This window comes from Microbacterium maritypicum MF109 (assembly GCF_000455825.1).
GTDB classification, from domain to species: domain Bacteria; phylum Actinomycetota; class Actinomycetes; order Actinomycetales; family Microbacteriaceae; genus Microbacterium; species Microbacterium maritypicum_A.
Window position 1 is genome coordinate 114,464 of record NZ_ATAO01000002.1, and the last position, 22,962, is coordinate 137,425.

The following is a 22,962-nucleotide window of genomic DNA, read 5'->3' on the forward strand; positions in this document are numbered from 1 at the left end:
CGTCCGCGTCAACAGGGTCCGCAGACACCCGATGCCGACGTTCGGCGTCAGTCGAAGAGGTAGCGCTGAACGGTCGGGCCGAGACGGGAGACGAGTTCATCGATCGGTGCCGCCGCAAGCGCCGGCAGCCGCAGCACATAGCGTGCGATCAGCAGCCCGGCGATCTGCGAGGCGACGAGCGAGGCGCGCAGATCGGCGTCGTCGACGTCGAGGCGCCGAGCCACCCGGGAGAGAAGTTCGCGCGACAGGAAGCCCGCCAGCAGCGGGGTCGTGAGCCGACTGCCGATCGCAGTGCGCAGCAGCATGACTCCCCGACGGCGCACCTCGGGCTGCTCGAACGCCTCGAGGACGTACCGGATCAGCCGGTCGCCGATCTCGTCACGCGGACCCGCGAGGATCCCCGGCACATCGACATCCGGTCGCAGCGGAATGCCCACGGCTTCTGCGAAGAGATCGGCCTTGGTGCCGAAGTAGTGATGCACGAGGGCAGAATCCACACCGGCCCTGGCGGCGATGGAGCGGATCGTCGCGCCGTCGTATCCCTTTTCACCGAAGTCGTCGACCGCAGCCGCGATGATGCGCGCTCGCGAGTCGGAGACGCCCCGGGGGCGGCCACGCCGCCGCGCGGGCTTCTGCTCGGTCATGTCCGTCAGCCTATGACGCGCGACGAGGGCACGGCGCGTGAGTCAGTCGAGCAGATGGCGGAGGTAGCGGGTCGGATGCTCGAGGAACGAGCGCCAGTGGTTCACGATCTCGAGGTCGTCCCACTCCGCCGGCCGCACACCCCACTCCCCCACTTCGAGGATCTTCGCGCCGGGAAGAGCAGCGAGCACCGGCGAATGCGTCGCGCACAGCACCTGGCCGCCCTCATCGGCGATGCGACGGAGCACGGCGATGAGCGCGAGCGTCGAGTTGAAGGACAGCGCCGCCTCCGGCTCGTCGAGGCAGTAGAAGCCCGGCTCGTCGAATCGGCTCTCCAGCAGGGCGAGGAACGATTCGCCGTGACTCATCTCGTGGAACGGGACGTCGCCGCGGGCCGAGGGGTTCTCCTCCAGGTAGGTGTAGAACGAGTGCATCGTCTCGGCGCGGAGGAAGAAACCCCACCGATTCGCCCCCACGCCCCGCTGCAGCCGCAGCCAGTCCGACAACGGCGACTCGGTCGCGCGCGTGGTGTGTCTGGCCTGGCGGGAACCGCCCTCGGGAGAGAGCCCATAGGCGATCGCGATCCCCTCGACCAGTGTCGACTTGCCGCTGCCGTTCTCGCCGACCAGGAACGTGACGCCGGGGTCGAGGTCGATCCCCTCGCGCAGCACCTGGGCGACGGCGGGGATGCTCGTCGGCCATCCTGCGCCGGGTGCGGGGGCGTCGTCGTTCGGGCGCACCGCCACGACGGGCTGCTGACGTCGACGGCGGGAGGCCGGCTCCCAGAACTCATCCATCGTGATCCTCCGCGTGTCGTCTCGTGGAGGCTACCGGCATCCGGGGACACCCGCGCGACCGAGGACCGTCAGCACTCGATGACGTTGACCGCGAGGCCGCCTTCGCTGGTCTCCTTGTACTTCGTCGACATGTCGGCCCCGGTCTGGCGCATGGTCTCGACGACCGCATCCAGGGAGACGTAATGGCTGCCGTCGCCGCGCAGGGCGAGGCGGGCGGCGGTCACGGCCGTCGACGCGGCGATCGCGTTGCGCTCGATGCACGGAATCTGCACGAGTCCGCCGATGGGGTCGCACGTGAGACCGAGGTGGTGCTCCATCGCGATCTCGGCGGCGTTCTCGATCTGGCGGTTCGTTCCGCCCATCACTGCCGTCAGGCCGCCGGCTGCCATGGCGCAGGCGGAGCCGACCTCGGCCTGGCATCCGCCCTCCGCCCCGGAGATCGACGCGTTGGCCTTGAACAACGACCCGAGGGCCGTCGCGGTCAGCAGGAAGCGGCGGATGCCACGGCGACGGTTCGCCTCGGCGGTCTGCTCTTCGTCGAGGTCGCTCCCGTCGCTCACCGCGCGCACGTCCGACTCGAACCCGAGGAGTGCGCTGCCGACCAGCTCGCCGTAGGGCGTGACCGCGTTGCCCGCCCCGAGTCCGGAGTCGGCGAGGAACCGCCACCAGTACATCGCGACGGCCGGGAGGATTCCGGCGGCACCGTTCGTCGGCGCCGTGACCACGCGGCCACCCGCGGCGTTCTCCTCGTTGACCGCGAGCGCGAAGGCGCCGAGCCACTCACCCGGAAGCTCACGATGGCCGTCGGCCTCGACCTCTTCGAGCTGGCCGCGGATCACTCCGGCCCGCCGCTTGACCTTGAGGATGCCGGGAAGCGTGCCGTCGGCGTGGAGACCCGCATCCACGCACCCCGACATCGCGTCCCAGATCGCGTCGAGGCCGGCCGCGACCTCTTCCTCGCTGCGCAGCGAGGTCTCATTGAGTCGGGCCACCTCGGCGATCGAGAGCCCGTTCTCGTCACAGAGCGCGAGCAGCGACGCGGCATCCGCGTACGAGTACGGGAATCCCGAGGTCGTGAGCTTCGCCTCCTCGCCATCGCGCCGGATGAACCCGCCGCCCACCGAGTAGTAGGTCTCCTCGGCGACGACCTGCTCCGCGGAGTCCCAGGCGGTGATGGTCATGGCGTTCGGGTGACCGGGAAGCCGGGTGCGCGGCGCGAAGACGATGTCGTCCTTCGCGAAGGGCACGTCGTGCGCGCCGTCGATGCGAATCACGGCTTGTGCCGGCAGGTCGGTCCAGGCCGAGCGCACCTCGGCGGGGTCGCAGGTCTCCGGCGCGAGTCCGCGGAGGCCGGCGACGACGGCATCCGGCGTCCCGTGCCCGATTCCCGTCGCGCCGAGCGAGCCGTACAGTGTGCTTCCGATGCGGGTGACCTGCGGCAGGACGCCCGTCGCAGTGAGTCGTCGTGCGAAGTCGAGAGCCGCTCGCATCGGTCCGACCGTATGGGAGCTCGAAGGCCCCACTCCGATGGAGAAGAGGTCGAAGGCCGAGACGTACGCAGTCACCCCTCCAGGCTACGCCGGATCGGCGACTTCGGTTCACCGAGGTTAACTCGCCGTCCCGTCAACCCCCTACAGCCCCATCCGCCGCCGAGGCATCCTGAGCGGACGACATCATCGAAAGGGGTCCCCATGACCGACAGCACTCCCGAGCCCGAGCCCACCGACGAGCTCTCCGCCGAGGCGCAGACTCCGACTCCCACCTCGACCTCCGACACGAGCGACGGCGAGGTCACGACACCGGCACAAGCCGAGTCCCCCGAAGACGCCGACCCGAACGAGGTGCCCCGCACCGAAGACCTCGAAGAGCCGAGCACCGAGAAGGCCCCGGGCGAGGAGCCCAAAGCCCCGAAGCGCGACGAGCCCGAGCCCGATCACGAGGCGGTCGGCATCGGCGTGGTCGACACGGAAGAGCCGCAGGCCGGCTGAGACCCGCGACCGCGCTACCAGGTCAGCGGGTCGAGCCGCAGGTAGAAGTCCTGACGGGCAGAGTCGAGATCGATGCCGTACCGCGCAGCGAAGTCCTCGTCCGCCCGACGGGCGGTGCTCTCGTCGGGCCACGTCTCGCGGGCGTTCGCCAGGAGCAGGGCGATGTCGGCGTAGGGGTCGGCACGCCCGAGCCGGCCGACATCGATGAGTCCGGCGACGTGCGAGCCGTCGGGCGCGATCAGGATGTTCGGCAGGCAGAAGTCGCCGTGGCAGACCACCGCTTCTGCCTGCTCCTGGACGATCCGTCGCGGGAGCTCGCTCTCGAGGTCGGCGAGGATCCGCGACGGCGGCACATCCTGCAGCGCGACGGGCAGGAACTCGGTCTGCACCCGGTCCTCGGCGACCGTCGCTCTGGCTGCCGTCATCATCCCGTCCACTCCCCGGCCGTAGGGGCAGTCGGACACCGGGACGGCGTGGAGACGCCGCAGGATGTCGGCGATCGCCGGCCACGCCGCACGCAGACCGGCCGCATCGAGCCGGTCGGCGGGGACTCCCTCCACCGCCGAGGTCACGAGGGCACCGCCGTGCGCGGTGAGACGCCACTCGATCACCGACGGACCGGGGATGCCGACGCTCGCGAGCCATGCGATCCGGTCGCGCTCGGCCGCCAGTTCGTCCACCTGCGACGAGGGGACCACCTTGACGTATCGCCCACCGGCCTCATCGCGAAGCACGGCCGCGCCCGACTCGCCACTCTCCACGGGCAGCCAGTCCGCACCATCGGGGAGCAGTTCTGCGGGAATGTGCATCTGCTCATCTTCCCGCACCGGACCCGCTCCGGTCGCACCTGATGCTGCCCGATCGTCGACGGGACGACAGCAGGTGCGACCGGAAGCAGCCGCAGTGTGCTCTTACTCGACGAGCTTGCCCGCGGTGTCGACCTCCCGCATGAGCTCCGCGATCTCCGGCGAGATCTCCGGGATCGCCTCGCGGGTCACGCCGTCCTTCGGCGACCACACCAGGTTCACCTGCAACGTGGGATCGGTGTCGGGGAAGTCGCTGCGGTTGTGGCATCCGCGGGTCTCCCGCCGCTCCAGCGCGGCCTCGAGGGTGGCCCGGGCGGCGAGTGCCGATGCCTTGAGGTCGAACGCATGCGCGAGATCCTGGAACCCGGCGATGTCGGGGTGGATGCCGATGTCCTCCATGCGCCCCTCGATCATGTCGAGGTCGGCGAGACCGGCGCGCAGCCCCTCCTCCGAGCGCACCACACCGGCGTACTCGGTCATGAGGTTGCGGATCGCGCGCTGCAATGCACGGACGTTCTCGCGCCCCTCGGCCGCCAGCAGATGGTCGATCTCGGCCCGCGCTTCCGCCACCGCGGTCGCCGACCGGCGCTGCGCGTCGAGCCCCGCCGCATGCTCCATTGCCGCCTGACCGACGATGCGTCCGTAGACGAGGAGTTCGATGAGCGAGTTGCCGCCGAGACGATTCGCGCCGTGCAGACCGCTCGACGCCTCGCCGATCGCATAGAGGCCGTCGACGTCGGTCTGGTGGTCTTCCGGACGCACCCAGACGCCGCCCATCGAGTAGTGCGCGGTCGGCGCGATCTCGATCGGATCGGTCGTGATGTCGAGCATCTGCAGCTCCATCATCGTCTGATAGACGCGCGGCAGACGGGTCATGATCGTCTCGCGCGGCAGGTGCGAGACGTCGAGCCAGACGCCGCCGTTCTCGGTGCCGCGCCCTTCCTGGATCTCGGTGTATGCGGCGAGCGCGACGCGGTCACGGGTCGAGAGCTCCATCCGCTCGGGGTCGTACTTCGCCATGAATCGCTCGCCGAGGGCGTTGCGGAGGATTCCGCCTTCACCGCGTGCAGCCTCGGAGATCAGGGTTCCCGCTGCGCTCTCCGGCTCGATGATGCCCGACGGATGGAACTGCACGAGTTCGGGGTCGCGGAGCCGCGCGCCGGCGTCCACCGCGAGACGGAAGGAGTCGCCGGTGTTCTCGTCGCGGCGGGACGAGGTGCGCCGCCAGATGCGGTTGTGTCCGCCCGCGGCGAGGATCACGGCGTCCGCGTGGATGAGGTAGCGGGTGCCGTCGGCCTGGTCGAAGCCGTAGGCGCCGAACACGACGTTGTCGCGCACGAGCAGGCGCGTGATGTAGACGTGGTCGAGGATCGGGACCTCGAGCTGCTCAGCCTTGCGCACGAGGGTGCGCTGGATCTCGAGGCCCGTGTAGTCGCCGGCGAACGCGGTGCGGCGGAAGGTGTGGGCGCCGAAGAAGCGCTGCGAGATGCGGCCGTCGTCTTCGCGGGCGAAGTCCATGCCCCAGCGCTCGAGGTCGCGGATGCCACGCTCGGCACCCTGCGTCACGATCTCGACGGTGTGCGGGTTGGCGAGCAGGTAGCTCTCCTTGATGGTGTCGGCTGCGTGCTGCTGCCAGCTGTCGTCGGCATCCATCGTGCCGAGCGCCGCGTTGATGCCGCCGGCGGCGAGCGACGTGTGCGCATCCTGCCGCGGTCGTTTCCCCACGGCGAGCACGTCCACGCCGTGTTCGGCGATCTCGATCGCCGCCCGCAGACCCGACCCTCCAGTGCCGATGACGAGGACCGTGGTGGATATCTGTCGTTCGCGCGTAGCCATGCGATCCACGCTAGTTAGGGGATCCTAATAACTCCAATGCATAGTTCGAGTTGAAACGATGCGGGTAGGCTATGGTCATGAACCTCGAGCAACTCCGCGGGTTCGTCGAGGTCGCGCGTCTCGGACACTTCACCCGCGCCTCCGAGCACCTGCATCTGGCGCAGCCGTCGTTGAGCCGGCAGATCTCCACGCTCGAGCGCGAACTGGGCGCGGAACTGTTCCACCGCGCACGCGGCCACATCGCGCTGACAGCCGCCGGCGAGACCCTCCTCCCCCGCGCGCAGCGCATGCTCGCCGAGGCCGACGCCATCCGCGACGAGATGGGCGAGCTGGCCGGACTCCGCCGTGGACGCGTGCGCCTGGGCGCCCCTCCGACGCTCTGCATCAGCCTGGTCGCCGAGGCCATCCGCGCTTTCCATTCCGCGCATCCCGGCATCGATCTGCACCTGACGGAGAGCGGCTCTCGCCGACTCGTCGAGGAGCTCGCGGTCGGCGCCGTCGACATCGCCCTCATCACCGAGTCCGAAGGACCTCCTCCCTCGGGATTCAGCCTGACGCGGACCCCGCTCCTCACCGAGGAGCTGGTCGTCGTCTCGGCCGCGAGCGAGCCACCGGTGTCGAGTTCGGCGTCGATGACGCTTCACCACCTCGCCACCCTCCCCCTGATCGCCCTCGACGAGACCTACGAGCTTCGAGCCACCACCGATGCGGCTTTCCGCGCCGAGGGACTCCGACCCACCCATGTGCTCGAGGGCGCCGAGATGGATGCGGTGCTGCGTTTCGTCGAGCGCGGCGTCGGCGTCGCGGTGGTGCCGGCCATGGTTCTGCTCGATCGCCCCGCTCTTCGTTCGGTGCGGCTGACGCACCCCATGATGACCCGCACGGTGAGCCTCGCCCACCGTGCAGACGTCACTCCGGCCGTTGCCGTCGCCGCGATCCGCCAGGTGATCGTCGCCACCGCCGCGGACGTCGCCGACCGCGACCCGGCGATCACCAGCCTGCTCTGATCGCGCTCCACGAGACCGCACATCCACGGTCCCGCACATCCATCGCCCGGATGCGCGGGATGCCGAGGACGTCGCGAACCACCGCTGGTCATCCGCTCACCCTCCCTGGGTCGACAGCGGAATGGGCGACGAGCTGCGCGCCCGACCGATGGGATTGTCGAGCGTTCCGGCGTACATGAGGGAAGCGGACTGGTCCGCGAGGTCCACCATGCGCAGCGTGTTGCGCAGTTGCAGACGATTCAGGCACGAATGGGCGAATGCATCGGCCCGCAGATCGACGAGTGACTCGAGGTCGGGATGCCCATCGGCATGCTCATCGACCGTCTCTCCGACCAGGCGCCAGAAGTCCCCCTCAGTCAGGGTGCCGTCGATGTGGAGGATGCCCGCCAGGTGCCGGAGCACCCCATCGAAGACGTCGGTGAAGACGGCGAGCGCCTTCTCCTCGTCGCCGACGGGGGCGACGATGCGTCGCACCTCCTCCGGCAGCGTGCGCTCGGACAGGAGCGCCACTTCCTCACCGATGTCCTTCATGAACACACCGGTCGGCACGTTCCCCTCGAGGATGAGGATGAGGTTCTCGCCGTGCGGCATGAACGCGAGATCGTGGGCCAGCAGGCTGTGCACGATCGGCCGGAGATACGCGCGAAGGAACCGGTGGACCCACGCGGTCGCGGGGATACCGGAAGCACGGATGAGCGTGGTGACCACCGAGACGCCCTCGCTGTCGCGATGCAGGAGCGACGCCAGAGTCGCCAGTCGCTCAGCCCCGGCTGCCAACGGCACAGGGCTCTCACGCCAGAGGGCGGCCAGCATCTTGCGGTGGGCGGACGGCTGTGCGGTGCGGTGGTACACGTCGCCCGTGTAGCCGATCGACGCGCGCTCCCGGAGCACTCGGAAGCCGGCATCCGCGAATGTCGGGTCGGCGGCCACGAGCTCGGCCACCCAGTCGTTGATCGCGGGTGTGACGCGCATGTACGCCGGAGAGAGCCCCCGAAGGAACCCCATGTTCTGCACAGCGAGCGCCGTCTTCACGTAGTGCCGATGCGGATGGGAGACGTTGAACATGGTGCGCACCGATTGCTGGGCGCGATAGTCGTCTTCGCTCTCGCCGATGTAGACGAGGTCGCGTCGGGCGAGGTCGGGGGCGAAGGTGATGGTCACGCGGTTCTCCCACTGCCACGGGTGCACCGGCAGCAGGTGGAAGTCGGCCGGCTCCTCGCCGAGGTCGCGAAGACGGGTGGCGAAGCGATCGCGTTCGGTCGGACTCAACTCGCCCGAAAGCAGGGTCTCCTCGGTGAGATCGGCGCCGAGGGCCAGATGCGATGCTGACCGTCGCGCGGCGACCCACACCAGGCGGAACGACCGGGCGGCCTCGGGAGCGAAGGTGGCATGATCCGAGACACCGAAGCCGATGCGCCCGTTGTTCGCGACGAAACCAGGGTGCCCCTCGGTCATCGCCGCCTCGATCGTCTGGAAGTCGGCGCCGGCCAGCTCCCGCGCCGACAGCCCACCCCGCGCGATCTTGAACATCGAGCCGGCGAGCGTGGACGCGATCTCTTCCAGGTACAACGGGAGAAGCTCATCCGACAGGCCGAGGGTCGGCTGCAGCTCGAGGATCAGCTGCTGCGCGTCCAGCACGGCATCTGTACCGTCGATGAGGCGACGGATGCTGCTCTCCTCGATGATCCAGTGCTCCAGCTCGGTACGCATGGCGCGGAACCGGTACTCGACGGCGGTGGAGGGCACACCGACGCGCCAACCATCGCCGGAGGGCTCCGGGGCGATCAGCCGTTCGTGGCTGAACTCCGCGAGAGCCTTGGCCACCAGGTGACGCTGTGCGCGCTCCAGCGAATCGATCGTCAGGTGGGCGGCGGGGGCGATCATGCGCGTCCCTCTCGGTCGAGGCGGATCAGGTCGGACGCCGCGAAGCCGGCGCGGGTGCACACCGAGAGCATCGCGGTCTTGAGGTGCCCGCCCTCGTCGATGACGACGTGGCGCACCTCGTCGAAGCCGGCGCGCACGTTCTTCGCGCGGATGCGCGCGTTGCGCACATCCGGTTCGACGACCACGCGCTCCGCGCCGAGCTCATCGAAGCACCACGACATCACGGCGGCGAACACCGCATCGGTCAGCCCGTGTCGGGGGTCCTCGCCCGGAGGCGACACCAGGACGTGCATGCCGATGTCGCCCGGCACCGCGTCGTGGACCTCTGTCAGCAGCACCTGCGCCGGGTCATAGGTCTCGGCGTAGAACAGCGGGACCTCGTCGACCAGCCCGAGCCACGCCTGCTGGGCGGGATCAGCATCGACAGCGGCGAGATAGGCCGCGACGGCGGGGACATCCAGGTCGGTCATGCCCCAGTACGCCGAATGGGGATCGGCCAGCCAGCGGTGCAGGATAGCCGCGTCCCGAAGGGGGCTGGCGACGGTGAGCGATACTCCGATCCCGGTCGTCGTCGTCATCGCACGACCGCCCCGGGCACGGTGGACTCCCGGAGGGCATCGGCGGGGACACCGAAGTCCTGGAACGCGATGCGGCGCTCGATCGGGTAGACCTCTCGACCGAGGATCGACGAGAGGATCGACGAGTTGCGCCAGGCGCCGAAGCCGAGGTCCGGGGCGGTCAACCCATGGGTGTGCTCTTCACCGTTCTGCACGAAGACCCGCCCGCGTCCGCCGTCGACGCTGTAGTCGCGCGCGACGTCCATCCTGCCCAGAGCATCCCAGTCCAGACGGTCGGCGATGCCCTGCAGGAAAGGCGGCGTCTGGGCAGAGTACCCCGTGGCGAGGATGAGCGAGGCCGTCTCCCTGTCGTGCTGCTCTCCGAGCTGGCCGTGCCGCAACGAGAGCCGGAAGCGCACGCCGTCCCACTCGGCGGCGGTGACCTCGGTATCGGCGAGGAGCGTCGTGGGCACTGGACCTTCGGCGCTGAGCCGATAGAGGGTGTCGTAGATGTCGTCGATGAGGTCGCAGGAGACACCCTTGTAGAGGCTCCGCTGCTCCCGACTCAGGTGCTGCCGCAGTGCGAGGGGAAGGCGATGGAAGTGATCGGTGTACTCCGGTGAGGTCATCTCCAGGGTGAGCTTCGTGTACTCCATGGGGAAGAACCGCGGCGACCGGGTGATCCAGTCGAGACGATAGCCGCCCTCGCGCGCGCCCTCGAGGAGATCGCGGTAGATCTCGGCCGCCGACTGGCCGCTGCCGACCACCGTGATCGAATCCGTCGCGCGAAGCGCATCACGATTCTCCAGGTATGCCGAGCTGTGCACGGCACGGCCGGAGATGTCGCGGAGAGCCGTCGGGATCGTGGGGCTCGTGCCGACCCCGACGACGACGTGTCGGGCGCGCAGTGTGCGCTCCTCGCCGGTGTCGGTGCGCATCGCCTGCACGATGTAGACGTCGTCGACAGGGTCATGCTCGACCCGCACGACCTCGTGATTCCAGTGCAGCTGGTGCAGCTGCTCGGCCGCCCAGCGGCAGTACGCGTCATATTCGGTACGCAGCGCATAGAAGCTCTCACGGATGTAGAACGGGTAGAGCCGCCCCGATTGCTTCAACCAGTTGAGGAAGGAGAAGCGCGAGGTGGGATCGGCCATAGTGACCAGGTCGGCCAGGAACGGCACCTGGATGGTCGAGCCCTCGATCATCATCCCGGGGTGCCATCGGAAGCATTCCGCACGGTCGAGGAACACCGCGTCCACCCCGAGCGGATCCGCGAGACAGGCGAGCCCCAGGTTGAACGGGCCGATGCCGATGCCGACGACGTCGTGCACGTGCGCGGTCATGCCGTCGCCTCCGCGGCGACGAGATCCGGCGATATGCCCGCGAGAGCAGTCGCCGCGTCCTTCACGATGTCCAGGATCGTTCGGACGTCGTCGAGGGTGGCTTCCGGGTTGAGGAGAGTCAGTTTCAGGCAGGGCCGTCCGTCGATCACCGTCTTCGCGACGAGTGCACGGCCGGATTCGAAGAGCACGCGCCGGACCCCCGCGACGAGCTCATCCTGCACTGCGGGCGGCACATCCCCGGGACGCGCGCGGAAGAGCACGGTGCTGAGCTGGGTGCGACCCACCAGCTCGAGTTCGGGATCGGCGTCGACCAGATCGCCGGCGGCCGTGGCGAGATCGATGACCGCGTCGAACAGCTCGCCGACCTGCGCCGTCCCCATCGATCGGAGCGTCGCCCACAGCTTCAGCGCGTCGAAACGGCGCGTGGTCTGCAGCGACTTGTCCACCTGATTGGGTTCGTCGTTCTCCCGCGGGTTGAGGTAATCGGCGTGCCAGGCGCCCGCAACCAGATCCCGGGGGTCGCGCACGAGCAGGGCGCTGGAGGAGACGGGCTGGAAGAAGCTCTTGTGGAAATCGACGGTGACGGACCGTGCCCGTTCGATGCCTGCAAGAAGGTGCCGGCGCCGGGACGAGACCAGGAGTCCTCCTCCGTAGGCAGCGTCGACGTGCAGCCACAGACCGCGGGCGTCGCACACCGCGGCGATGCTCGCGAGCGGGTCGATCACGCCGCGGTCCGTAGTGCCTGCGGTGGCGACGACGGCGATGGGCACCCGTCCCTCCGCCACAGCCGCAGAGACCGCCGCATCGAGGTCAGCCGGAAGCATCCGCCCTGCACTGTCGTCGGCCACCTCGATGACCGCATCGTCGGCGAGGCCGAGCAGCAGCGACGACTTGCCGACGCTGAAATGACTGGATGCCGTGGCGAAGACGACCAAGCGAGACATCGACGTCGTACGCGAGCCGCCGACCGCCGCCAGTGCCGCCTCTCTGGCGAGGAACAGCGCATGGAGGTTCGACTGCGTGCCCCCGGAGGTGAAGATGCCGTCGCCCGAGGCGAACCCCACCCATCCCGTCACGGCCTCGATCAGCCGACGCTCCATCAGCGTGCCCACCGTCGACTGGTCGTAGGTGTCGACCGAGGTGTTGACCGCGGCGAGGATCGTCTCGGCCGCGACGGCGGGGAGCGCCACCGGGCAGTTCAGGTGCGCCGCATACAGGGGGTGGTGAAACCACACGGCGTGGGCGAGGAAGAGATCATCGATCTCACGGATGGCCGACGCGGTGCCGATGCCGGAGCCGGCGAGGTCGACCCGATCGACGAGTTTCTGCAGCTCTGCGAGCGAGGCGCCGGACGTGGGTTGTGTGGTTTCGGTGAACCTTGCGGCCACCCGAGACGCCGTGCGTGCGATCTGGGAGCGGTAGACGTCGACGGTCGAGGAAGTGAGCAGCTCAGTCACGATGGACAACTCCTAAGTTAGGTTTGCCTATCCTACATATGATTTTTGGACTGTATAGAAAAACTCGCGACGTGGGCGGATGCGGACGTGGGCGGATGCGGCAGCATCGAGGACCGATGACAGCGGGCAGAAACGCAGAAACGGCCCCCACCGAAGTGGAAGCCGTTCCTTCACTGTCTCAACACAGTGTGCGCCCGAAGGGACTCGAACCCCTAACCTTCTGATCCGTAGTCAGATGCTCTATCCATTGAGCTACGGGCGCCCAGCCCGCTCAGCGGGCCGTAGAACAGCCTACAACAGTCCCGACGCGAAAGCGAAACGAGGCCTCAGTCCTCCACCGACGCGGCCTTCTGCTGCTTCTTCCGGCGCTTGGCCTTGGCCCTCTGCTCCGACGAGAGCGCCTGCAGATCGACGAGTCGAAGGGCCTGCATCCGCGCTTCGCGCATGCGGTTGTAATCGGGATCCTGATCCGGACGCATGCCCTCGACCCGCAGTCGGCGGTCGAGGTTGTGGCGCACATCCGCCCAGGCGGCGTCACGCGCCTCCTCGACGATCTCGGCGAGCCGATCGCGGTCCTGCATGATCTCTCGCAGGCGCACGGCAACGCCGGTGGACTGCTTGGCACGTCGGCGGAGGTTGCGCACATCGCGGTCGCGGTAGTCGTGCGTCCCCACCGGATCGGAGTGCCGGCCCCTCGCCCTCTTGCGCAACGCGGTGACGGTGGCAGCGGCCTCTTCCGACTCCTCGGCCATGGCACGAAGCGCCTCACGCGCGTCGTCGATGTACTTGTCCATGTCGAAGACGCCGTCTTCGGCGATGGTGCCGATGAGGATGTGGTTCTTCACGGCGAGGCGCGCCGCAGCGGTCGCGATCGCAACGCCCTCGGCGATGGCATCCGCTGTCCGTCCCACCGGTACCTCCTCTCCTTGAGCGTACCGGTATCACTGCAGCCCGGTGTCGGCCAGAATGGTTCGGAATCAGCTTGCCCCACCCATCCGACATCCGCGGGTTCGCACCAGGATCGCGCCGTGCAGGAGAGCAATGAAGCACCTCGAACTCACCGGCAGCACCACCGTGATCACCGGAGCGGCGAACGGGATGGGCGCGGATATCGCACGCCTGCTGGCGGCTCGGGGAGTGCACCTCGCGCTCATCGACCACGACGCCGCGTCACTCGCGACGATCGCGGCCGAACTGCAGGGTGTGCGCGTGACGACGCACGTCGTCGACCTCCGCCACGACGAGGCCGTGTTCGCGACCGCCGCCGACATCACCGAGGCCCACCCGCGCATCAACGCCCTGATCACGTGCGCCGGCTCGTCGATGCTCGGCGACATCGACCAGCTCACCATGGAGGAGATGCGCTGGCTCACCGACGTGAACCTCTGGGGAACGGTCTCGGTCACCAAAGCCCTTCTCCCCGCGCTCCGCGCCGCGCCGGCCGCGCACATCACGCACCTGGCGAGCGTCTACGCACTCGCCGCCCCCGCCGGCCGCATCCCGTACGCGGTCAGCAAGTTCGCGGTGCGCGCGTTCTCCGAGGCTCTGCGGCACGAGCTCGAGGGCACCTCGGTGAGCGTCGGAGCCGTCTACCCTGCGGGGGTGCGCACCGGGATCATCCTGCACGGTCGCTACGCCGCGGCGATCGACCCGGAGGTGGCGGCCCGGGCCGCCGCCGCGCAGGCCGCGATGTACCACACCGAGCCCACCGATGCCGCGGCCCGGATCGTGCGGGCGACCGAACGACGGGCTGCGCGCACGATGGTCGGGCGAGAAGCCCGCCTGATCGACGTGCTCACCCGCATCGCTCCCGCCTCCTACTGGCGAGTGATGCGTCGCCCGCTGCGCGCGGCGATCGACACCACGACGCCGGCGACCTGAGGCGACGCCGGCGACCTGAGGCGACGCCGGCGACAGGCTCCCGCTCAGCGGACGGTGCCCACCCAGATGGCCGAGGCCCACGCCTGCTGGTCGCCGTTGCAGCCGACCGATCCGGGATAGCCCCGCACCACGGCCATGCAGTTCGCGAGGAACTCCGGGTCACCGCCGAACAGCGCCCCGTACGCCCCGGATGAGGTGAGCGCGCCCCATACGCGGAACTGGTAGATGTGCGCGAGCTCATGCGCCATCGCCCAGTTCAACCGACCGGCACTCCAGTTCGCGATGTCGGCGCGGTACTTGATGTATCCGTTGCTGTTCGCGCAGGCCGGGGCGTTCCCGCCCGCACACGACGAGGACTCGTAGAGTCCCACGCCCCCACCACCGACGAGGTCGAGGGCTGCCCGCACCCGCGCGTACCCCTCCGGACCGCTCGACGACCACATCGGCCCTCCGGGACCCGAGCTCTGTGCCGCCTGCCAGGACGCGACCTCTGTGCCCACCTTCTCCGTGAGCGCGTGCAGGGTCGCCGTGGCCGCCGCGACGGTATCGGGGTTCTCCTTCTCGGCGGCGACGGCCTGCTGTGCCGACAGGGCGGCGGCGCGGTGCGCGGCCGTGTCCACCCGACCTTCGGCCCCTTGGAGTGCGGCGGTCAGGGCTTGGACCTCGGCGAGGAAGGCGGGCCGCAGCGCGAGGACGGCGGCGCGATCGGCGGTCTCCTGCTCTGCGCGTTCGACGGCCCCGTCGAGGTAGTCGGTGCGCTGGCCGGCGTCGCGATACTGGCCGTTCAGTGCGACGAGCTGTGCGACAGCGGTCGTTCTCTCGTGCTCGAGGGCGTCAGCTCTGCCGATCATCCCCGAGATGAGTAGCACCGAGGCGGCGAGGGTGACGGCCAGCACCCGGCGGATCACGGCAGGAACCCCGTCGTGTCGGCGATCTGCGCGTCCTGCTCAGCGAGCTTCGACCGCAGGGCGGTGAGCTTCTCGGCGAGTTCCCGGTTCTCGCCGCGCGACGTGTCCAGCGCACCTTCGACGCGTGCGATCTCCGCTTTGACCGCGGCGATCGACGCCATGCGCTCCTGATCCGCGATCGCGACGAGCGTGATCCCGCCGACGAGCAACAGGCATCCGACCGCGACAGCAAGACTCCGCATCTCGCTCCCCAGGACAGCGCAACAGTTCCGGACCGACTCCGATCGCCCCAATATACAACCGGAGCCGACTCTGCGGTCCCCCGACCTGCGTCAGGGCGAACCGGCAGCTCAGGCCGTCAGGTCACTGTTCTCGGCGAGGCGTCGCTCGGCTGCGGACTGACCACTGGCGAGGTGCGCGGGGACGATCCGGCGCAATGCCTCGGTGTCACGCGCAGTCATCGCCTCGAGGATGATGCGATGCTCGTCCGCCATCGCGAGCAGATCGTCGTGCTGACCGAACAACCAGCGCAGACGCGTGAGGAACACGGCGATGAGCTCTCCGAGCATCTCGTTTGCCGCGAGTTCGACGGCGACCTCGTGGAACTCCGCTGCGGCCACCCTCGCAGCCTCGGAATCCTGCGCCTTCGCGGCCGCGAGCTCACGCTCGTAGACCTCGCGGATCCGGGCGATACCGGCCTCGTCGTGCCGCTCGGCGGCGAACACGAAGATCAGCGTCTCGATGGCCTCGCGCACCTCGGCGAAGTCCTGGATGTCCCGATGGGTGAACTCCCGCACGACTGCCCAGGTGCGGGGACGGGCGACGACGATCCCCTCCGCGACGAGCGTGCGGATGGCCTCCCGGACCGGAAGTCGCGACACATTGAGCTCTGCCGCGATGTCGCGCTCCACCAAGCGCGACCCCGGCATCCGCCGCCCGAGGATGATGTCATCGCGAAGGATGCGCGTGACCCTCACCGACTCGAGTTCGCCGCCTCCTGCTATAGCCCCCGCCATCTGGGCATTCTCGCACTCCCGGCGGTGTTCCTCAACTTTTGGTATCCCAAGCCCTCGCAGCGGCGGCGGCCCGGGCGGGGACGAGGGCTCCTCCCTCGCCCCCGACGACGCTCAGGGCAGGCGGTTCGCGATCGCGAGGTTCGCCGTGAGCTCTTCGGCAGTCTGCCGCACCACATACGCCGGGCGGTCGCGCTCGACCCTCCAGGACTCACTGAGCGGACCCACGTTGACGGTGTCGAAGCCGGCCTCGTCGTAGAAGCGCGTCACGAAGGCCACGGCTTCCACGTCATCGCCGGCCGTGGCCAGCGCGCGACGGTCGGGGGTGCCGGCCGGCGTTCCGTCGGACGTGATCTCCGAGGCGAAGATGTGGTTGAACGCCTTCGCGATCTTCGCGCCGGGGAGCGCACGCTGCACCAGCTCCGACGTCGTGGTCTCCCCCTTGTCGAGGGCTTCGATGTGTCCGTCCCGCTCGAAGTAGTAGTTGTTGGTGTCGAGGACGATCTTGCCCGCGAGCTGCTCGGCCGGGAGCTGGTCGATCGCGCCGAGGGGCACAGTGACGACGGCCACGTCTGCGGCAGCGGCCGCGTCCTGCGCCGTCGCGGCCCGAGCCCTGGGCCCGAGCTCGGCGACCAGGTCGGCGAGTGTCTCCGGTCCGCGCGAGTTGGCGATCACCACGTCGTAGCCGTTCGCGATCGCGACGCGTGCGACCTGGCTGCCGATGTGTCCTGCACCGATGATTCCGAGAGTTGTCATGTTGGCCCCAACGCCTCGCGCTCAGGGCTATTCCCGTCGAGTGCTCGCGTGACCGTGGCTCAGACCTCGCGCAGCAGGCTCTCCTCGGTGCGGCGGTAGCCCAGCTGCTCATACAGGTCGACGGCCCCCGTGTTGAAGCCGAAGGCATGCAGCCCGATCGAGTCCGCGCCGAGCCTGCGGGCTTCTCTCTCGGCGGCGTGCATCAACGCGCGTCCGTATCCCTTCCGGCGCTGATCCGCGGCCACCTCGATGTCGAGGATGAACGCCTGCGGACGACCGTCACGCCGCCGCATCCCGAACCACAGGATGCCGACCTCGGTTCCGTCGACAGCAGCGGTGAAGAATTCCTGTCCTTCGGTATCGAGCCCGTCGGGAAGCTCCTCGACCATCTGGCGATGCGACTCGGCGATCGCCTCCTCGGGCGTGTAGCGCCCCGACGCGACGAGGTCGTGCGCGAACCCTTCCTCCGACGCTGCCGCGAAGCGGGGGAAGCGTTCCGCGGTCATCGGCGACACCTCGACGCGGGAAGCGGGGTCGCGCACCGGAAGCGGTTCGAGCACCATCTGGATCGAGGCCACCTCGAATCCGCCCTGTTCGGCGAATACCCGTCCGGCCGTGTCCTGCGGAAAGAGCTGCGCCCCGATCTGGGTGGCGCCCATGTCGCGCGCGATCGGGAGCAGGAGCGCGAGCAGCCCTTCGTTCTGGGCATCGCTCAGTGTCTCGGCACCGCCGAGGCCGACGTCGAGGTCGAGGTCGAGGTCGAGCAGGAGCATCTTCTGTCCGCTCAGGGCCAGCACGAGTGTTCCGAGTTCGCCGTCCGCATCGTCGACGATGCGCATGACCCGCGTCGTCGAGGTCGCACCGTCCTCCGGGAACAGGTCGCCGAACACCTGCTCGACGTGCCCGACAGCGTCCGCGCCGAGGCGTCGCCCCGACTCCCTGTTCCGGTCGATCAGGCGCTGCCGTGCGGTTGTCGCCCACGCCTCGAAGCGGGTGGAGGGGAGGGGCGTCAGGTGCAGGGACATGCGTCCATCCTGCACCTCAGCTGCGCGTGAGCGCGTCTTCCGCGGCGACCCAGGCGAGCATGGCGCACTTGACGCGCGCGACGTACTTCGACACCCCACCGAGGGCAGCGGCATCACCGAGGAGCTCTTCATCCGGTTCGATCGTGCCGCGGGATCGCATCGCCTCGCGGAAGGCCGCGATGCGCACCTCGAGGTCTTCGACGCTGAGTCCTTCCGCGAGCTCCGCCAGCAGAGACGCCGATGCCTGCGAGATCGCGCAGCCGTGCCCCTCCCAGGCGATCGCCTCGACGCTGCCGTCGGCATCGCGGTGCACCTGCAGGGTGATCTCGTCACCGCAGGTCGGGTTCAACTGGTGGGACTGCGCGGGGATCTCGTCGCGGAGTCCATAGCCGTGCGGCGTGCGCGAGTGGTCCAGGATCAGCTCCTGGTACAGGTTCTGCAGGTCGCTCATGCGCCCCTCCGGAAGAAGTCGATCGCTCCGGCGACGCCCTCGATCACGGCGTCCACCTCGGCCTCGGTCGTGTACAGGTAGGTGCTCGCCCTGGTGGAGGAGGTCACACCCAGGCGGCGGTGCAGCGGTTGCGCGCAATGGTGGCCGACGCGAACGGCGATGCCGCGGTCGTCGAGGAACTGACCCACGTCGTGCGAGTGGATGCCCTCGACGTCGAAGCTCGCGAGGCCGACGCGGGGCAGGTCGATACCGGCGCCGAGCACACGCACGCCGTCGATCGCGCTCAGCCCGTCGACGAGACGGCGGCCGAACGCGGCCTCGTGCGCGGCGATGCGCGGCATCCCCACCTCGGTCAGGTATCCCACGGCCGCGGCGAGCGCGATCGCCTGCGAGACGCGCTGCGTTCCCGCTTCGAAGCGCTGGGGCGGCGGCAGATATTCGGCCTCGGTCGTGGTCACCGTGGTGATCATCGAACCGCCCGTCAGGAACGGGGGCATCGCTGCCAGCACCTCGCGCCGACCGTAGAGGGCGCCGATGCCGGTCGGTCCGAGCATCTTGTGACCGGACAGCACGGCGAAGTCGACCCCGAGGGCACGCACGTCGAGCGGGAGGTGGGGTGCCGACTGGCAGGCGTCGAGCAGCGTCAGCGCGCCGACCTCGCGCGCGAGCGAGACGAGCTGATCGACGGGGTTGACGACACCGAGCACATTGGAGACATGGGTGAACGCGACGAGCTTCGTACGGGCGGTGATCAGCTCTGCCGCGACGTCGAGCCGCAGGCCCCCGTGGTCGTCGAGGGGTATGACCTTCAGCGTCGCGCCGGTGCGCGCCGCCAGCTCCTGCCACGGGATGAGGTTCGCGTGGTGCTCCATCTCTGTGGTCACGATCTCGTCGCCTTCGCGGAGACGGAGCCCCTCGGCGGCCGCTCCCCCGCGCCCGAGCGACGCGTTCGACAGCGAGTACGCGACGAGGTTGATCGCCTCGGTCGCGTTCGAGGTCCAGACGATCTCGTCGTCGGCGGCGCCCACGAATCGGGCGACGGCGGCGCGCGCGTCTTCGAAGAGCTCGGTCGCCTCGGCGGCGAGCGTGTGCGCGCCACGGTGCACCGCGGAGTTCATGGAGGTCGCGAAGTCACGCTCGGCGTCGAGCACCGCGGTCGGGCGCTGCGACGTCGCCCCCGAGTCGAGATACACGAGCGGATGCCCGTGCACCTGCGCTCCCAGGATCGGGAAGTCCCCGCGGATGCGCCGCACCTCGGCCTCGTTCAAGGGGGCGATCAGGTCGACACCGGGAGAAACGCTCATCGTTCCAGTTTCCCACCTGTGAGCAGGGGGTGGGCGCAGGCGTCAGCGCCCGTCGAGCGTCTTCGCGTCGGCGGCCTCGTCGTAGCGGTCCTGCGCATCGCGGACATCCTCCACGTGCGACTCCGCCCAGACCTGCAGCGCCTGGAGCGGCTCGTGCAGGGTCCGCCCGAGCGGGGTGAGTCGGTACCGGGGATGACCGTCGTCACCGACCGCCCGCTCGAGCATCCCGTCGCGTTCGAGGGCGCGGAGTGTGTCGACGAGCACCTTCTTCGTGATCCCGTCCATCCGGCTGTGCAGCTCGCCGAAGCGCAGCGGCTGCTCGTGCAGGAGGACGACGATCATCGCGGTCCACTTGTTCGCGATGCGGGCGAGGGACGCGCGCGACGGGCAACTGGCGGAGAACACCGTCCATGTGCGCGACATCCGCCGCTCCTTCCCCGGTGACGTTGAAGTAACCGCGTCCCGGTCGAGACGCTGGATGCTCCACAGTACCGACCCATCCAGGAGGAGCATCATGTCGGCAATCGACGTCGTAGGACAGTATGGTGCGGCCATGGCCGCCGGAGACATGGAGGCGCTGGCCGCGACCTTCCACGCGGACGCCGTCTGGCACCAGCCCGGAGAGAGCCAGGTCTCGGGGGACCATGTCGGTCCCGACGCGATCCTCGCGCACCTCGGCCGGTTCATGCAACTGAGCGGCGGAACCTTCGCCCTCGAGACCGAATCGGCGACCGAGAGCGGCGCACTCGTCTCAGCGACCGTGCGCTTCCGTGCCCAGCGCGAAGGGCGCGACGACCTCGACCAGCACGGCGTCGACGTCTTCCGCGTCGCCGATGACCGCATCGTCGAGGTCTGGTTGATCAGCGAGGACCAGGACGCGGAGGACCGCTTCTGGGGCACGGTCTGATCGAGGGCACCGTCTGATCGAGGGCACCGTCTGATCGAGGGCACGGTCTGATCGAGGGCACCGGATCCGGCAGCACCGTCTCCGGCAGCACCTGATCCGGCAGCGCCGGGTGGCCGGGCCTCGACCGCCCGGCGCCCGCGCCTCTAGGCTCATCCCATGATCGCCCCGGACACGCTGCTCGCCTTCGTCGTCGCCGCGTTCGTCATGGTCGTGATCCCCGGGCCGACGGTGCTGTTCACGATCGGCCGGGCCATGGTGCTGGGGCGCTGGGGCGGGTTCCTCAGCATCCTCGGCACGGCCGTCGGGTCGATCGTCCTCGTCGTGGCCGTCGCGCTCGGCGTCGGCACCGTGATCGCACAGTCGATCGTGCTGTTCACGATCGTCAAGGTGCTCGGCGCCGGTTACCTGATCTTCCTCGGCATCCAGGCGATCAGGCACCGGAAGGATGCGGCGCGGGCCATGATCGCGGCACCGGCACGGCGCTCGGGTTGGCGACTCCTCAGCGAAGGCTTCGTCGTCGGCGTGACCAACCCGAAGTCCATCGCCTTCTTCCTCGCGATCCTGCCCCAGTTCGTCGATCTGCATGCCGGTTCCGTCCCCGCGCAGCTCTTCCTGCTCGGGGCGATCGTCGTCACCATCGGTGTGACGTGCGACGCGGTGTGGGTGCTCCTCGCGAGTGCCGCCCGCGACTGGTTCGGTCGCTCCCCACGACGCATCGAGGCGATGGGCGCGACAGGCGGCGGACTGATGATCGCTCTCGGAGCGTTCCTTCTGGTGTGGAGCGAGAAGCCCGCGACCGCCTGAGTGCGGCCTGAACGCTCACACGTGCCTGGAGGTCACATGCGAGCGAAGCGGGCCCGAGCGATGCAGAAGACGCCGTAGACCGCGAAGCCTGCGCCGACCAGCCCCAGGACGAGTCCTCCCAGGGGCAGCTCGAGCAGGCTGTGCAGAGCAGCGTCGAGCCCTGCGCCCTTCTCCGGGTCCTGTGTCACGGCGGCGACCACGAACAGCACCCCGGTCACGGCCACCGCGATGCCCTTGCCGAAGTAGCCGATCACTCCCAGCGTCACGATGCCCCCGCGAGCGACCCCCGATGGCAGGTCGAGCAGCTTCTCGAAGCCGCGGGTGAAACCGCCGACGACGAACCCGACCCCCACCCCGACGACCGAGAGCCCCACGACGACCAGCAGGGCCACGCCGCCCGGCGCCGAGAGCAGCACCGCGCTCAGGGTCTTCGAGGCCGTCTCCGAGTCGGCGTTGCCACCCACCGCGTAGATCAGGGCCATGCCCCCGACGACGAGGTACGCGGCGGCGATGCCGAAGAGCTTGACGCGCTGACCCCACTTCTTCGTCTCGGCCGGGTCGGCGGCGAGGAAGGCACTGGCGATCTGCCATACGGCAAGCGCGATCAGCCCGGCGGCCACGAGCACGAGCAGCAGGCCTCCGATCGGGCTCTGGCGGATCTGCTCCATCGCTCCGTCCTGGTCGGCGTCGCCGGAGGCGCCCGCCGCGATGGAGATCGCCACCGAGCCGATGATGACGTGGATGAGGCCCAGGACGACGAAACCGGCACGGGCGATCCGTCGGAACGTCGACGACCTCTTGGCGACGCGTGCCGCATTCTTGACCGTGCTCATCGTTGAAGCGTATCCGTCGCACCGGAAGCCGAGGAGGGGCTTGCTTTCCCGGTATCCACCGCTCAGGCGCGCGGCATGACCGGCTGCCGGAGGATCGTGCGCAGCTTCGCCGGATCGACGCGACGCAAATCGCTCAGGTAGATCTCGTGATGGAGTCCTCGCATCTGCAGCCCGTTCTCGGGGATGAAGCGGTGATGCAGATCGTCGAGCACCGGACCTTCGTCGTCGAACGGGCCGACATGCAGCGTCTGCACGCAGGTGGCCTCGTCGAGCGTCTCCAACCGCACGGACTCCAGTGCCGGAATCGACTCCTTCTTCTTCGCTGCCTTCTGCGCGACGGCTTCCACCGCAGCCGCGCACATCGCCCCGGTGATGTGGTCGCCGACCATGATCATCATCGTCCACATCCACGCCGACTTGTCGCGGCGCGAGGTGAACGACTCCATGTCCGGTGCATGCCAGAGTCCTTCGAGCGGCATCACCACCGTGTCGACGCCGAGCTCGTTCCGACTCGCGAACTTCAGCGCATAGGCCACCGGGAACAGGGCGGACACGGCCTCCCGGTACGCGGGTGCGGTGTTCGGGTCGCCTGCCCCGTCGATCATCAGATACTGCAGGGGCGGCACCTCGACGATGCGGAACTCTCCCCTCTTCGCGCGATACGCGTCGAGCGTCTTCTTGGGATCGATCGCCGCCATGACGTGCCCTCCTTGATCGTGCGCCCAGTGTCGCACGGGCGTCGGACACGGTGTGGCGAGGCGAG

At 69.0% G+C, this 22,962-nt stretch carries 25 protein-coding genes and 1 tRNA gene; 5 read left to right on the forward strand and 21 right to left on the reverse strand.

Going from position 1 to position 22,962, the window contains the following annotated elements:
* Positions 1-47 precede the first annotated feature (47 nt).
* The 3 genes from L687_RS23040 to L687_RS23050 form a co-directional block, all read right to left on the reverse strand.
* Positions 48-644, reverse strand: a complete 597-nt coding sequence (locus L687_RS23040; RefSeq protein ID WP_021198149.1) for a TetR/AcrR family transcriptional regulator — start codon at positions 642-644, stop codon at positions 48-50.
* A gap of 42 nt (positions 645-686) precedes the next feature.
* Complete coding sequence (locus L687_RS23045; protein WP_021198150.1) at positions 687-1,439, reverse strand: AAA family ATPase; 753 nt, start codon at positions 1,437-1,439, stop codon at positions 687-689.
* Between the two features lie 68 nt (positions 1,440-1,507).
* Positions 1,508-3,004: an L-serine ammonia-lyase, iron-sulfur-dependent, subunit alpha gene (locus L687_RS23050; RefSeq protein ID WP_021198151.1), complete on the reverse strand. Its 1,497-nt coding sequence runs from the start codon at positions 3,002-3,004 to the stop codon at positions 1,508-1,510.
* 126 nt (positions 3,005-3,130) lie between these two features.
* Here L687_RS23050 and L687_RS23055 point away from each other — a divergent pair, with 126 nt between their 5' ends.
* Positions 3,131-3,427, forward strand: coding sequence for a hypothetical protein (locus L687_RS23055; RefSeq protein ID WP_021198152.1), 297 nt, complete (start codon positions 3,131-3,133; stop codon positions 3,425-3,427).
* A 14-nt stretch (positions 3,428-3,441) separates the two neighbouring features.
* Here L687_RS23055 and L687_RS23060 read toward each other — a convergent pair whose 3' ends face one another.
* Together L687_RS23060 and L687_RS23065 are read right to left on the reverse strand one after the other, a co-directional pair.
* Complete coding sequence (locus L687_RS23060; protein ID WP_031206646.1) at positions 3,442-4,236, reverse strand: APH(3'') family aminoglycoside O-phosphotransferase; 795 nt, start codon at positions 4,234-4,236, stop codon at positions 3,442-3,444.
* Positions 4,237-4,338: 102 nt separating this feature from the next.
* A complete protein-coding gene (locus L687_RS23065) occupies positions 4,339-6,069 on the reverse strand; it encodes an L-aspartate oxidase (protein ID WP_021198154.1) in 1,731 nt (576 codons plus the stop codon).
* 71 nt (positions 6,070-6,140) lie between these two features.
* Between L687_RS23065 and L687_RS23070 the strand changes: the two genes are divergently transcribed.
* Positions 6,141-7,076: a LysR family transcriptional regulator gene (locus L687_RS23070; protein WP_021198155.1), complete on the forward strand. Its 936-nt coding sequence runs from the start codon at positions 6,141-6,143 to the stop codon at positions 7,074-7,076.
* A 96-nt stretch (positions 7,077-7,172) separates the two neighbouring features.
* Here L687_RS23070 and L687_RS41470 read toward each other — a convergent pair whose 3' ends face one another.
* From L687_RS41470 to L687_RS23095, 6 genes are all read right to left on the reverse strand, one after another.
* Positions 7,173-8,960, reverse strand: a complete 1,788-nt coding sequence (locus tag L687_RS41470; protein ID WP_084487209.1) for an IucA/IucC family protein — start codon at positions 8,958-8,960, stop codon at positions 7,173-7,175.
* Positions 8,957-9,538 carry a GNAT family N-acetyltransferase gene (locus L687_RS42045; RefSeq protein WP_084487211.1) on the reverse strand — a complete coding sequence of 194 codons (582 nt, stop codon included), beginning with the start codon at positions 9,536-9,538 and terminating at the stop codon, positions 8,957-8,959. Before L687_RS42045 ends, L687_RS41470 begins: the two co-directional genes overlap by 4 nt.
* Entirely contained in the window at positions 9,535-10,860 is a 1,326-nt protein-coding gene (locus L687_RS23080) for a lysine N(6)-hydroxylase/L-ornithine N(5)-oxygenase family protein (protein ID WP_021198156.1), read from the reverse strand. The genes L687_RS42045 and L687_RS23080 overlap by 4 nt, the downstream gene beginning before the upstream one ends.
* Positions 10,857-12,317, reverse strand: a complete 1,461-nt coding sequence (locus L687_RS23085; RefSeq protein ID WP_021198157.1) for a pyridoxal phosphate-dependent decarboxylase family protein — start codon at positions 12,315-12,317, stop codon at positions 10,857-10,859. The genes L687_RS23080 and L687_RS23085 overlap by 4 nt, the downstream gene beginning before the upstream one ends.
* A gap of 189 nt (positions 12,318-12,506) precedes the next feature.
* Positions 12,507-12,579: transfer RNA gene (locus L687_RS23090), tRNA-Arg, on the reverse strand.
* A 64-nt stretch (positions 12,580-12,643) separates the two neighbouring features.
* Entirely contained in the window at positions 12,644-13,228 is a 585-nt protein-coding gene (locus L687_RS23095) for a hypothetical protein (RefSeq protein WP_021198158.1), read from the reverse strand.
* Between the two features lie 130 nt (positions 13,229-13,358).
* Between L687_RS23095 and L687_RS23100 the strand changes: the two genes are divergently transcribed.
* On the forward strand, positions 13,359-14,198 hold the full coding sequence (locus L687_RS23100) for an SDR family NAD(P)-dependent oxidoreductase (RefSeq protein ID WP_021198159.1): 840 nt from the start codon (positions 13,359-13,361) through the stop codon (positions 14,196-14,198).
* 44 nt (positions 14,199-14,242) lie between these two features.
* Here L687_RS23100 and L687_RS23105 read toward each other — a convergent pair whose 3' ends face one another.
* The 8 genes from L687_RS23105 to L687_RS23135 form a co-directional block, all read right to left on the reverse strand.
* Positions 14,243-15,106, reverse strand: coding sequence for a hypothetical protein (locus L687_RS23105; protein ID WP_021198160.1), 864 nt, complete (start codon positions 15,104-15,106; stop codon positions 14,243-14,245).
* On the reverse strand, positions 15,103-15,348 hold the full coding sequence (locus L687_RS23110; protein WP_021198161.1) for a hypothetical protein: 246 nt from the start codon (positions 15,346-15,348) through the stop codon (positions 15,103-15,105). Before L687_RS23110 ends, L687_RS23105 begins: the two co-directional genes overlap by 4 nt.
* 108 nt (positions 15,349-15,456) lie before the next feature.
* Positions 15,457-16,122, reverse strand: coding sequence for a GntR family transcriptional regulator (locus L687_RS23115; protein WP_029266074.1), 666 nt, complete (start codon positions 16,120-16,122; stop codon positions 15,457-15,459).
* 111 nt (positions 16,123-16,233) lie between these two features.
* Positions 16,234-16,875 (reverse strand): NADPH-dependent F420 reductase, encoded by a 642-nt coding sequence (locus L687_RS23120; RefSeq protein ID WP_021198163.1) that lies wholly within the window; start codon positions 16,873-16,875, stop codon positions 16,234-16,236.
* Positions 16,876-16,934: 59 nt separating this feature from the next.
* The gene (locus L687_RS41730) at positions 16,935-17,900 is read right to left on the reverse strand and encodes a GNAT family N-acetyltransferase (RefSeq protein WP_021198164.1); all 966 of its coding nucleotides are present in this window, start codon (positions 17,898-17,900) and stop codon (positions 16,935-16,937) included.
* Between the two features lie 16 nt (positions 17,901-17,916).
* Positions 17,917-18,351 (reverse strand): Fe-S cluster assembly sulfur transfer protein SufU, encoded by a 435-nt coding sequence (sufU, locus tag L687_RS23125; RefSeq protein ID WP_021198165.1) that lies wholly within the window; start codon positions 18,349-18,351, stop codon positions 17,917-17,919.
* The gene (locus L687_RS23130; RefSeq protein ID WP_021198166.1) at positions 18,348-19,655 is read right to left on the reverse strand and encodes an aminotransferase class V-fold PLP-dependent enzyme; all 1,308 of its coding nucleotides are present in this window, start codon (positions 19,653-19,655) and stop codon (positions 18,348-18,350) included. The genes sufU and L687_RS23130 overlap by 4 nt, the downstream gene beginning before the upstream one ends.
* 42 nt (positions 19,656-19,697) lie before the next feature.
* A complete protein-coding gene (locus tag L687_RS23135) occupies positions 19,698-20,078 on the reverse strand; it encodes a winged helix-turn-helix transcriptional regulator (protein ID WP_021198167.1) in 381 nt (126 codons plus the stop codon).
* 91 nt (positions 20,079-20,169) lie between these two features.
* Between L687_RS23135 and L687_RS23140 the strand changes: the two genes are divergently transcribed.
* Together L687_RS23140 and L687_RS23145 are read left to right on the forward strand one after the other, a co-directional pair.
* The gene (locus L687_RS23140; protein ID WP_021198168.1) at positions 20,170-20,562 is read left to right on the forward strand and encodes a nuclear transport factor 2 family protein; all 393 of its coding nucleotides are present in this window, start codon (positions 20,170-20,172) and stop codon (positions 20,560-20,562) included.
* Between the two features lie 156 nt (positions 20,563-20,718).
* A complete protein-coding gene (locus tag L687_RS23145; RefSeq protein ID WP_021198169.1) occupies positions 20,719-21,366 on the forward strand; it encodes a LysE family translocator in 648 nt (215 codons plus the stop codon).
* A 32-nt stretch (positions 21,367-21,398) separates the two neighbouring features.
* On the opposite strand, the gene L687_RS23150 is transcribed toward L687_RS23145, so the two are convergent.
* Both L687_RS23150 and L687_RS23155 read right to left on the reverse strand, forming a co-directional pair.
* Complete coding sequence (locus L687_RS23150; protein WP_021198170.1) at positions 21,399-22,199, reverse strand: DUF1206 domain-containing protein; 801 nt, start codon at positions 22,197-22,199, stop codon at positions 21,399-21,401.
* Positions 22,200-22,261: 62 nt separating this feature from the next.
* On the reverse strand, positions 22,262-22,897 hold the full coding sequence (locus tag L687_RS23155) for a GyrI-like domain-containing protein (RefSeq protein WP_021198171.1): 636 nt from the start codon (positions 22,895-22,897) through the stop codon (positions 22,262-22,264).
* Positions 22,898-22,962 lie beyond the last annotated feature (65 nt).